The sequence below is a fragment of the Streptomyces sp. NPDC006458 genome, assembly GCF_040612135.1.
Lineage (GTDB): Bacteria > Actinomycetota > Actinomycetes > Streptomycetales > Streptomycetaceae > Streptomyces.
Genome location: NZ_JBEXPR010000021.1, coordinates 152,502 through 163,066 on the forward strand (window position 1 = coordinate 152,502; position 10,565 = coordinate 163,066).

Genomic DNA, 10,565 nt, shown 5'->3' on the forward strand with positions numbered 1-10,565 from the left:
GATCGGACAACTCCGGGAGGGGCCGTGCTCGCCACGCTCGCCCGGGCGGCGACCCGCCGCCCGCTCACCGTCATTCTGCTGTGGACGCTGTTCCTGATCATCGGCTTCGGCCTCGGGACGGGCGTCTTCGGGCGGCTGTCCGACAACGTGCCGGAGGTCCCGGGCACGGAGTCGGAGCACGCCGCCCGGTACCTCGACCGCAACGACCCGACCGGCGAATCGCTCACCGCCGTCGTCGAGGGCGTGCCCGTCGCCGACGCGGACCTGCGCGTCCAGGTGGAGCGGGCGGTCGCCGACGTACGCGACATCGCCGGGGTCGCGGCTGTGCCCGACCCGTACCGGACACCCGGCCTGGCCGCCGAGGACGGACGGGCCCTGATCATCCCGGTCACCCTGGAGGGCGGGCTCGACGACGCCGCCGAGGAGTCCGCTGTGGACGCGGCCGCCGAGCGCATCAGGGAGATCGACGCGCCCGAGGTGCACGTCAGCGGCGGCCCGCTGCTCGGGCAGCAGCTCGGCGAGCGGGCCCAGGAGGACGTGAAGAACGCCGAGCTGATCTCGCTGCCCGTGGTGCTGGGTCTGCTGCTGGTGGTGTTCGGCGGGCTGCGTACGGCGGCGCTGCCGCTGGTGATCGCGGTGAGCGGGATCGCGGGCGCGTTCCTGGCGCTGTTCGTGTTCAGCGAGGTCACCGACATCTCGGTGTACGCCATCCAGGTGACGACCATGCTGGGGCTCGGCCTCGCGGTGGACTACGCGCTGCTGATGCTGGTCCGCTTCCGCGAGGAACGGCGGCACACCGACGACGTGGCCGTGGCCGTGCGACGCACGGTCGAGCGGGCCGGCCGTACGGTGCTGTTCTCCGGGCTGACGGTCGCGGTCAGCCTGACCGGGCTGCTGGTCTTCCCCAGCGTGTTCCTGCGCAGCATGGGTCTGGCCGTGGCAGCCGTGGTGGTGCTGGACATGCTGGCCGCGGTCACCCTGCTGCCCGCGCTGCTGACCCGGTTCGGCGGGAAGATCCCCGCGGCCAAGGTCCGCCCCGACGGCGAGGAGGGCCGCTTCTTCGCCCGCGTCGCCCGCTTCTCGGCGCGCCGCCGGATCGCCGTCCTGGCCACCGCCGTACCCGCCCTGCTGATGCTGGCCCTGCCGGTCACCGGCCTGCGGATCGCCATCGGCGACGCCACGCAGCTGCCCGCGAGCACCGAGGCCCGGCAGCTGTACGACACGGTCGGTGAGCACTTCCCGGCGGGCAGCGGCGTCGACCCGGTCACGGTCCTGCTGCGGCCGGGCACGGACCCGGTCACGGCCGACCGTGTCCTCGCCCTGCGGCCCGGTGCCACGCAGCGGGAGCTGCCGGACGGCGCCACGGTGATCTCGCTGCCGCCGGCCGGCAGCGTGGACGGCACGGCGGCGACCGACCTGGTGCGCGAGGTGCGTCAGGTGCGCGGGGACGAGCCGGTCGAGGTCACCGGGACCGCGGCGCGGCTGGTCGACTTCCGCGAGATGCTCACCGACCGTGCCCCGCTGGCGGCGCTGACCGTGCTGACCGGCATTTTCGTCCTGCTGTTCGCGTTCACCGGCTCGGTGCTGCTGCCGCTGCGCACCATCGCGACGACGCTGCTCAGCCTGGGCGCCGCGCTCGGTGTGGTGGTGTGGGTGTTCCAGGACGGGCATCTGGCCGGGCTGCTGGGCGCCGAGGGGCTGGGCGCGCTCAGCCTGACCGCGCCGCCGCTGATCGTGGCGATCGCCTTCGGGCTGGCCATGGACTACGAGCTGTTCATCCTGGCCCGCATCCGTGAGGCACGGGAGCAGGGCGCGGACGAGTCGGAGGCCGTGGTGACGGGGCTGCGGCGGTCCGGCCGGGTGGTGACCTGCGCGGCGCTGCTGCTGGCGGTGGTGTTCGGCGCCTTCATGACCGGCGGCTTCTCCCCGATCCTGCAGATCGGGCTCGGGCTGACGCTGGCGGTGCTGATCGACGCGACGGTCGTACGCATGCTGCTCGTCCCGGCGACAATGGCCCTGCTGGGCCGCCGCGCCTGGTGGGCACCGCGGCCGCTGCGCCGGGTGCACGACCGGATCGGGCTGCGGGAAGAGGCCCCGGCGGAGCGGGAGCTGGTGCGTCAGTGACGTCCCGGCGCTGAGACCGCCGGGCCGAACGGGCCGCCCACCGCCACGGTGGGCGGCCCGTTCCGGTTGCCCCGGCCCATTCCGGTCCCCCGCCCCGATCCCGAAGTCCGGCCCGGCGCCCGTTCCCAACCCGGCCGGTGTCCGACCTGATCGGTGCCCGGCCCGGCCGATGTCCGACCTGATCGGTGCCCGGCCCGGCCGATGTCCGACCTGATCGGTGCCCGGCCCGGCCGATGTCCGGCCTCCATCCGGTGCCGCGGCCCGATTCCGAAGCCCGGCCCGGCCCGTTCCCAACCCGGGCCGGTGTCCGACCTGATCGGTGCCCGGCCCGGCCGATGTCCGGCCTCTATCCGGTGCCGCGGCCCGATTCCGAAGTCCGGCCAGGCCGGTTTCAGGCCCGGCCGGTTTCAGGCCCGGCCGGTGTCAGACCCAGCCGAAATCCGGCCCAGCCGGTGTCAGACCCAGCCGAAGTCAGGCCCGGCGGGTGTCAGACCCAGCCGGTTTCAGACCCGGCCGGTGTCAGACCCAGCCGAAGTCCGGCCCGGCCGGTTTCAGACCCGGCCGGTTTCAGGCCCGGCCGAGGTCCGGCCCGGCCGGCGCAGCGGCCCGCCGCGTCCGGCCTGTCCCGCTTCAGCACCTGAACTGCCCTGCGACTCAAGTTCCTTCTTTGCTTCACCTCTTGACGACCGGGGCGGGTCGGGAGCACATTGGGCGGCGTCTTGAGAGCGCTCTCAAGAGCGTTCCCGGCGCAGCCCGGCGATTCGCTCTCAAGGCATCGACGCACGGCTCTCGCACGACAGTACGGCTCCCCGCACCCCCCGTATCCCGAGAGGCAACCATCACATGAGCGACATACCAGGCATGCGCAGACGGCGCACGCTGCGCCAGGCACTGGTGGCGGGCTTCGGCGCGCTCGCCCTCGCCGCGGCCGCCGCGACGACCGCCGTCACCACGGCGAGCGCCTCCGCCCCGCCGCCCCCGTCCGGCTGGACGCAGGTCTTCCTCGATGACTTCAACGGGGCCGCCGGATCGGGCGTCAACACCGCCAACTGGCAGTACACGACGGGCACCAGCTACCCCGGCGGGCCCGCCGGCTTCGGTACCGGCGAGGTCGAGACAATGACCTCCAGCACCAACAACGTCTCGCTCGACGGCGCGGGAAACCTCCGGATCACCCCACGGCGCGACGCCGCGGGCAACTGGACGTCGGGCCGTATCGAGACGAACCGCTCCGACTTCCAGCCGCCCGCCGGCGGCAAACTCCGCGTCGAGGCCCGGCTCCAGATGCCGAACGTGACCGGCGCCGCCGCCAAGGGCTACTGGCCCGCCTTCTGGATGCTGGGCGCCCCGTACCGCGGCAACTGGTGGAACTGGCCCGGCATCGGCGAGCTGGACATCATGGAGAACGTCCAGGGCATCAACAACCTGTGGGCCACGATGCACTGCGGCACCAGCCCGGGCGGCCCCTGCAACGAGAAGTCCGGCATCGGCGGCCAGAAGGTCTGTGAGGGCACGACCTGCCAGGGCGGCTTCCACACCTACGCCGTGGAGTGGGACAAGTCGACCAGCCCCGAGGAGATGCGCTTCTACCTCGACGGGGTCAACTTCCATACGGTCAGGCAGAATCAGGTCGACGCGACGACCTGGACCAACGCCACCAACCACGGCTACTTCATCATCTTGAACGTCGCGATGGGCGGCGAGTTCCCGGCGGCGTTCGGCGGCGGCCCCGACGGCGGCACGGTCCCCGGTCACCCGCTCGTGGTCGACTACGTGCAGGTGCTCCAGTCGACCGGCGGTGGCGGCACGACCCCGCCGCCCACCACCCCGCCGCCGTCCGGCAACCGTGACGCGTACAGCGCGACCCAGGCAGAGTCGTACGACGGCCAGGCGGGCGTCGGCACCGAGACCACCACGGACACGGGCGGCGGCCAGAACATCAGCACGCTCGCCAACGGCGACTACGCGCTGTACCAGGGCGTCAACTTCGGTTCCTCGGCGGCCAGGCAGTTCAACGGCCGGGTCGCGAGCGGCGCGGCCGGCGGTGTCAGCGGACTCGTCGAGGTGCGACTGGACAGCCGTACGAACGCCCCGATCGGCAGCTTCGCGGTGGGCGACACCGGGGGCTGGCAGTCGTGGCGGACCGTGCCCGCCAACATCAGCGGCGTGACCGGCACGCACGACGTGTATCTGACCTTCACCAGCGGCCAGCCGGCCGACTTCGTGAACGTCAACTGGTTCAGCTTCGGCCACTGAGAGGAAGCCGACCGATGATCACACGTACCCCGGCCGGTTCCGCGGTGCCACGCCCCGAGGTCCGGCGGCTGCTGACCGCCGTCCTGACCGCTCTCCTCACGGTGCTGGCACTCGGCCTGGCCGGGGCGGCGCCCGCGAAGGCCGCCGCCGACTACACCCAGGGCGTCACGCCGACCGGCTCGGGCTCGGTCCAGATCTGGTTCCGGCCGACCGCCCCCGCGTCCCTGGTCGATGTGCACTACCTGTCGCCCAGCGCCGGTCAGCAGAGCTTCCGGATGACGAACAACGCGGGGACCTGGCAGCAGAACGTCAGTGGCCTGCCGAGCGGCTTCACCCTGGAGTACTGGTTCACGTACGAGAAGAGCGGTCCGCTGTACGACACCCCGCACTTCACCCACACCGTCGGCAGCGGCGGAGGGGGTGGCGGCTCAGGCGGGGGCGGCACCGGCAGCTTCCCGATCACGTTCCTGAACAACACCCGTGGCGCCTACGCGAATTCACAGATCCATGTCACCGTGCTCGGTCAGGTGACGCCCGGTCAGTGGTCGTACATGAGGCCGGACGGGACCATGGCCCACATCAACCATCTGGACGCGAGCGCGCCCGGACACCTGACCAAGAACGGCGTGAACTACCCGAACATGTCCTTCACGCTGGCCCAGTCCGGCGGTTCCGTGCCCTCCCCCACGTCGATCCGCGGCGGCCGGATCTACGTCTCCCTCGGCTCCCCGATGTACATCCCCGTCTCGCCGGACGACCAGGGCTGGGGCGGCCCCGACCTGCGCAACCCCAACGACCCCAACACCGACGTCTACTACGACTGGTACGAGTACACCTACGTCCACGGGCAGGTGGCGTTCGGCGGCAACACCACCCAGGTCGACCAGTTCGGCTTCCCGATGACGTCACGTCTGACGCAGACGTCCAGCGGCTACGACAGCACGCAGGGCATCACGCTGACCCGCGCCCAGGTCATGTCGGGCTACGCCGCCTCGGTGGGCGCGGCCTTCAAGCCGCTGCAGAACACGTACCGGATCATCGCCCCGCGTTCGTCCAACCTCTTCCTGGCGGGAGGCTCCCAGGCCAACTACCTCCAGTCGTACGTCGACCAGACCTGGTCCTACTACTCCACCCACCCCTTCAAGCTGACCCGGCTCGGTGAGACCTTCTCGGGACAGGTCTCCGGGAACACCCTCACCTTCACCAAGAACGGCGCCGGACCCTACACGCTCCAGAAGCCGACCTCACCGGACGTCATGGCCTGCGCGGGCGCGCTGGCCTCGGGCAGCGACCAGGAGAAGCAGCTCGGCGCCGAGTTCTGCGCCGCGTTCAACCGGGGCGTGGCCCTCGACACCACGGCCTGGTACACCCCGTCCGCCTACTACACCGGAGGTGTCAAGAACGACTACGCGGCCTTCCTGCACACCGTCGGCCTCGGCAAGCGCGCCTACGCTTTCCCCTACGACGACGTCAACGACCAGTCGTCGGTACAGATCCTGGGCAACGCGAACCCGCCGACCGGACTGACGCTCGGCATCGGCTGGTGATCCACCGGAAGTGAGAGGGGGCGGGCCCGCGCGGCCCGCCCCCTCAGCGCATTTCGGCCCGGAACGCGGCCGGCGTCAGGTCCGTGTGCTGGTGGAAGAACTTCGAGAAGTTCGCCGCGTCGGGAAAGCCGACCGCCACGCCGACACGGCCGATGGGCAGGTCGGTGTGGGCCAGCAGGCGCTTGGCCTCCAGGACGACCCGTCTGTCGATGAAGCCCTTCGGGGTCTGACCGGTGGCGGCGCGCACCGCGCGCACCAGGGTACGTCGGGAGATGGAGAGCGCGTCGGCGTAGGAGCTGACGCTGTGGTTGATGGCGAAGCCCTGCTCCACGGCGTCCCGGAAGAGCGTGAACGTGGTGTCGGACTGGTGCCGCTCGGCCTCCGCGGAGCCGGCCGCGAGATGGGCGAGGCGCAGCAGGAACGCCGTGAGGGAGTGCCGCAGGACCGCGGTGTGCAGGCTGAGCGGGAGGGTCCTGTCGTCCTCGTACTCACGCCGGAGCTGCTCCAGTGAGGACTTCAGCCCGGCGAGCCGCGCCGCGTCGGGGCGCAGCAGCGGCGGCAGGTCGTAGCGGTAGAGGCCGGTGGCCTCGACGGTGGCGCGTGGCAGAAAACCGGGCTGCATGGTCAGGACGGTTCCGCGGTACTCGGCCGCGGTCGAGAAGCGGTGCACCTGTCCGGGACGGATCCAGAGCAGGTCGCCGGCCCGCGCCTCGTACTCGGCGAAGTCGACCATGTGGCGCACAGGACCGGCGGAGAAGAGCATCACCACGTGGAAGTCGATGCGGTGGACCTTGTCCAGCGGTGCGTCGTCGGCGTGCCAGGTGTGCCCCGAGCCGAGGGAGCCGACCTGCATGCCGACGCCGCTCACGCTGAGGTCGACGGGGAAGGCGAAGGTCCTGATCCCTTCGCCGTCGTCGGCTCCCCGGTGCTCGTCCGCTCCGCGCGGGGTGGTTCTGTCCGCCATGTCCTTCTCGTACTGCCTCGTCCGTACGGGTGATGTCCCACTTTCACCAAAGGCTGACACATGCCGACCTGGCCTCGTAAAAGTCAGACTTTTAATGTCTAACGCGTCCGACCAGCAATCCCGCTCCTCCAGAGGACTTCTTGAAGATGAGCACGCAGACGCCCGAAGGCTTCGAGTGGACCTCACTCGACCGGCGTGCCGTCGACACCGCCCGCCTTCCGGCGGCCGATGCCGTGCGCAGGGTGGGCCACGGCCACCCGGGCACCGCGACGGGTCCGGCCCCCGCCGCGTACACGCTCTTCGGGCGGAGATCCCGCGCCGCCGCTCCACCCGCCCGGCCCCGCACGGCCCGGCCCTCACCCGGCAGGGCGTACCCCCGGACGCGCGTAACCCGGACGCCGCGCACGGCGGTCGCCCTCAGGGGCCGTGCCGCGCTGGCCAACGCGCGCCTCGCCTACGAGGCCTACGAGGAGGTCTTCTCGGGCGGCCGCTGGCGTGCCCTGGCCAACGCCGGCGCCCACCGGCAGCGCCCGCTGTGGGCCTCGACCGGGGTGAAGGACCCGGCGTACAAGGACACCCTGTACGTGGAGGAGCTGGTCGCGCCCGGCACGGTCAACACCATGCCGGAGGCCACGCTGAACGCCACCGCCGACCACGGCGACATCACCGGCGACACCGTCACCGGCGGCTACGACCGGGCCCGCGCCGACCTCGCGGCCCTGGAACGGCTCGGCATCTCCTACGCCGAGGTCGTGGCCAAGCTGGAGGACGAGGGCGTGGCCAAGTTCGAGGTGGCCTGGCAGGACCTGCTGGACACCGTCACGAAGTCGCTCATGAGCAAGGGAGTTGACGGGGAATGAGCACGGCGAGGACCCGGGCGGGTCGGGCGGGTGCGAAGGCACGGGCCGCCGCGGGTGCCGCGCTCGGCTGGGCCAACCCTCTGCACGACGACCGCGACCGCAGGCTCCCGCGGATCGCGGGCCCGTCCGGGCTGGTGATCTTCGGTGTGACCGGTGACCTGTCCCGCAAGAAGCTGATGCCGGCCGTGTACGACCTGGCCAACCGCGGTCTGCTGCCGCCGGGCTTCTCGCTGGTGGGCTTCGCCCGCCGCGACTGGGAGGACCAGGACTTCGCCCAGGTCGTCCACGACGCGGTCCGCGAGCACTCCCGCACGCCGTTCCGCGAGGAGGTCTGGCAGCAGCTCGCCGAGGGCATGCGGTTCATACCGGGCGACTTCGACGACGACACGGCGTTCAAGACGCTGCGGCAGACCGTGGACGAGCTGGACTCGGCACGCGGCACCAGCGGCAACTACGCCTTCTACCTCTCCGTGCCGCCGAAGTTCTTCCCGAAGGTCGTCCGGCAGCTGAAGAAGCACGGCCTGGCCGGCGGGCCCGAGGGTGCCTGGCGGCGCGCGGTCATCGAGAAGCCGTTCGGGCACGACCTGGCGAGCGCGCGGGAGCTGAACGCGATCGTGCACGACGTGTTCGACCCGGAGCAGGTCTTCCGGATCGACCACTACCTCGGCAAGGAGACCGTCCAGAACATCCTGGCGCTGCGCTTCGCCAACCAGATGTTCGAGCCGATCTGGAACCGCTCCTACGTCGACCACGTGCAGATCACGATGGCCGAGGACATCGGCATCGGGGGCCGCGCGGGCTACTACGACGGCATCGGATCGGCCCGTGACGTCATCCAGAACCACCTGCTCCAGCTGTTGGCGCTCACCGCGATGGAGGAACCCGCCGCCTTCGACGCGGGCTCGCTGCTCACCGAGAAGCTGAAGGTCCTCAGGGCCGTGAAGCTGCCGGAGGACCTGGGCCGGCACACCGTGCGCGGCCAGTACGCGCCGGGCTGGCAGGGCGGGGCGCGGGTGCGCGGCTATCTGGAGGAGGACGGTATCGACCCGACCTCCACGACCGACACCTACGCGGCCGTCAAACTGAACGTGGACAACCGCCGCTGGGCGGGCGTGCCCTTCTACCTGCGCACCGGCAAGCGGCTGGGCCGCAGGGTGACGGAGATCGCGGTCGTCTTCCAGCGGGCCCCGCACTCCCCCTTCGACTCCACGGCCACCGAGGAGCTCGGCCAGAACGCCATCGTCATCCGGGTGCAGCCGGACGAGGGCGTGACCGTCCGCTTCGGGTCCAAGGTGCCGGGCACCTCGATGGAGATCCGGGACGTGACGATGGACTTCGCCTACGGCGAGTCGTTCACCGAGTCCAGCCCGGAGGCCTACGAGCGGCTCATCCTGGACGTCCTCCTCGGGGATGCCAACCTGTTCCCCCGTCACCAGGAAGTGGAAGAGTCCTGGAAGATCCTCGACCCGATCGAGGAGCACTGGGCGACACACGGCCGCCCGGCGCGGTACGCGTCGGGCAGCTGGGGCCCCGAGGAAGCGGACGAGATGCTCGCACGAGACGGACGGAGCTGGCGCAGGCCATGAAGATCGACCTGACCGACACCACGGCAAGCAAGATCAACAAGGCGTTGGTGCAGGGCCGCCGAGCCATCGGCACCCCGGCCGTGGGCATGGTCCTGACGATGGTGATCGTCACGGACGAGGAGAACGCCTACGACGCCATCAAGGCGGCCGAGCGGGCCTCGCACGAACACCCCTCGCGCACCCTGGTCGTCATCAAGCGGCACGCCCGCACCCCGCGCGACCGCACGGCCTCCCGGCTCGACGCCGAGGTCCGGGTGGGCGCGGACGCGGGCACCGGCGAGACCGTGGTGCTGCGTACCTACGGCGAGGTGTCCGACCACGCCGACTCGGTCGTGCTGCCGCTGCTGCTGCCGGACGCCCCGGTGGTCGTGTGGTGGCCGGTGGACGCCCCCGAGGTGCCCGCCAAGGACCCGCTCGGCGCGCTGGCCCAGCGCAGGATCACCGACATGTACGCGGTCGAACACCCGCTGGACGCCCTGGAGCTGCGCGTACGCTCCTACGCCCCCGGCGACACCGACCTCGCCTGGACCCGGCTGACGCCGTGGCGCTCGATGCTGGCCGCGGCCCTGGACCAGGCGCGGGCGAAGGTCACCTCGGCGGCGGTGGAGAGCGAGGCGGAGAACCCCAGCGCCGAGCTGCTGGCCCGCTGGCTGGAGGCCCGCCTCGGCGTCGTGGTCGACCGTGTCGTGACGGCCGGGCCGGTGGTCACGGCCGTACGGCTGGGCAGCGAGCACGGCGAGATCGTCATCGACCGCCCCGAGGGCCCGCTGGCCACGCTGACCCTGCCCGGCCAGCCCTCGCGCACCCTCGCCCTGAAGGTGCGCCCCACGTCCGAACTCATCGCCGAGGAGCTGCGGCGCCTCGACGCCGACGAGATGTACGCCATCGCCCTGCGCGGCGTGGCCGGCAAGGAGAACGCCACTCATGTCTGACTCCCCCAAGCTCACCCTGCGCCCGGAGTGGGCCGCCCTGGAGGACCACCGTGCCGAGGGACAGCCGACCCTGCGCGAGCTGTTCGCGACGGACCCCGGCCGCGCCGAGCGGTACGTGGTGCGCGTCGGTGACCTGCGCATCGACTACTCCAAGCATCTGATCAACGACGAGACCCTCGCCCTGCTCCAGGAACTCGCCGCCGCCACGGACGTGTTCGGGCTGCGGGACGCGATGTTCCGCGGCGAGAAGATCAACAGCACCGAGGGGCGGGCGGTCCTGCACACGGCGTTGCGGG

General features: G+C 71.4%; 6 protein-coding genes and 4 pseudogenes. 8 read left to right on the forward strand and 2 right to left on the reverse strand.

Annotated elements, in window-relative coordinates:
* The first annotated feature begins 24 nt into the window (after window positions 1-24).
* The gene (locus ABZZ79_RS27115; protein ID WP_356692937.1) at window positions 25-2,124 is read left to right on the forward strand and encodes an MMPL family transporter; all 2,100 of its coding nucleotides are present in this window, start codon (window positions 25-27) and stop codon (window positions 2,122-2,124) included.
* Window positions 2,125-2,963: 839 nt separating this feature from the next.
* On the opposite strand, the pseudogene ABZZ79_RS27120 reads toward ABZZ79_RS27115, so the two are convergent.
* Window positions 2,964-3,038, reverse strand: a pseudogene (locus tag ABZZ79_RS27120) (hypothetical protein); the annotation flags it as partial.
* Between ABZZ79_RS27120 and ABZZ79_RS27125 the strand changes: the two are divergent.
* Window positions 3,019-4,380, forward strand: a complete 1,362-nt coding sequence (locus tag ABZZ79_RS27125; protein WP_356692939.1) for a glycoside hydrolase family 16 protein — start codon at window positions 3,019-3,021, stop codon at window positions 4,378-4,380. The pseudogene ABZZ79_RS27120 and the gene ABZZ79_RS27125 overlap by 20 nt on opposite strands.
* Window positions 4,381-4,394: 14 nt before the next feature.
* Window positions 4,395-5,927: a glycoside hydrolase family 64 protein gene (locus tag ABZZ79_RS27130; RefSeq protein WP_356692941.1), complete on the forward strand. Its 1,533-nt coding sequence runs from the start codon at window positions 4,395-4,397 to the stop codon at window positions 5,925-5,927.
* Window positions 5,928-5,970: 43 nt separating this feature from the next.
* Here the strand turns inward: ABZZ79_RS27130 and ABZZ79_RS27135 are convergent, their stop codons facing one another.
* Entirely contained in the window at window positions 5,971-6,891 is a 921-nt protein-coding gene (locus tag ABZZ79_RS27135; RefSeq protein WP_356692943.1) for an AraC family transcriptional regulator, read from the reverse strand.
* Window positions 6,892-7,037: 146 nt separating this feature from the next.
* Here ABZZ79_RS27135 and ABZZ79_RS27140 point away from each other — a divergent pair.
* The 5 genes and pseudogenes from ABZZ79_RS27140 to ABZZ79_RS27160 form a co-directional block, all read left to right on the forward strand.
* A pseudogene (locus ABZZ79_RS27140) lies at window positions 7,038-7,196 on the forward strand (hypothetical protein); the annotation flags it as partial.
* Window positions 7,197-7,298: 102 nt separating this feature from the next.
* Window positions 7,299-7,751, forward strand: a pseudogene (locus tag ABZZ79_RS27145) (transaldolase family protein); the annotation flags it as partial.
* Window positions 7,748-9,337 (forward strand): glucose-6-phosphate dehydrogenase, encoded by a 1,590-nt coding sequence (gene zwf, locus ABZZ79_RS27150; RefSeq protein ID WP_356692945.1) that lies wholly within the window; start codon window positions 7,748-7,750, stop codon window positions 9,335-9,337. The pseudogene ABZZ79_RS27145 and the gene zwf, both read left to right, overlap by 4 nt.
* Window positions 9,334-10,269, forward strand: coding sequence for a glucose-6-phosphate dehydrogenase assembly protein OpcA (gene opcA, locus ABZZ79_RS27155; RefSeq protein WP_356692947.1), 936 nt, complete (start codon window positions 9,334-9,336; stop codon window positions 10,267-10,269). The genes zwf and opcA overlap by 4 nt, the downstream gene beginning before the upstream one ends.
* A pseudogene (locus ABZZ79_RS27160) lies at window positions 10,262-10,565 on the forward strand (glucose-6-phosphate isomerase); the annotation flags it as partial. The gene opcA and the pseudogene ABZZ79_RS27160, both read left to right, overlap by 8 nt.

Coding starts and splice junctions, on each gene's coding strand:
- zwf (WP_356692945.1), top strand. CDS start 7,748: ATGAGCACGGCGAGGACCCGGGCGGGTCGGGCGGGTGCGAAGGCACGG.
- ABZZ79_RS27135 (WP_356692943.1), bottom strand. CDS start 6,891: ATGGCGGACAGAACCACCCCGCGCGGAGCGGACGAGCACCGGGGAGCC.
- ABZZ79_RS27130 (WP_356692941.1), top strand. CDS start 4,395: ATGATCACACGTACCCCGGCCGGTTCCGCGGTGCCACGCCCCGAGGTC.
- opcA (WP_356692947.1), top strand. CDS start 9,334: ATGAAGATCGACCTGACCGACACCACGGCAAGCAAGATCAACAAGGCG.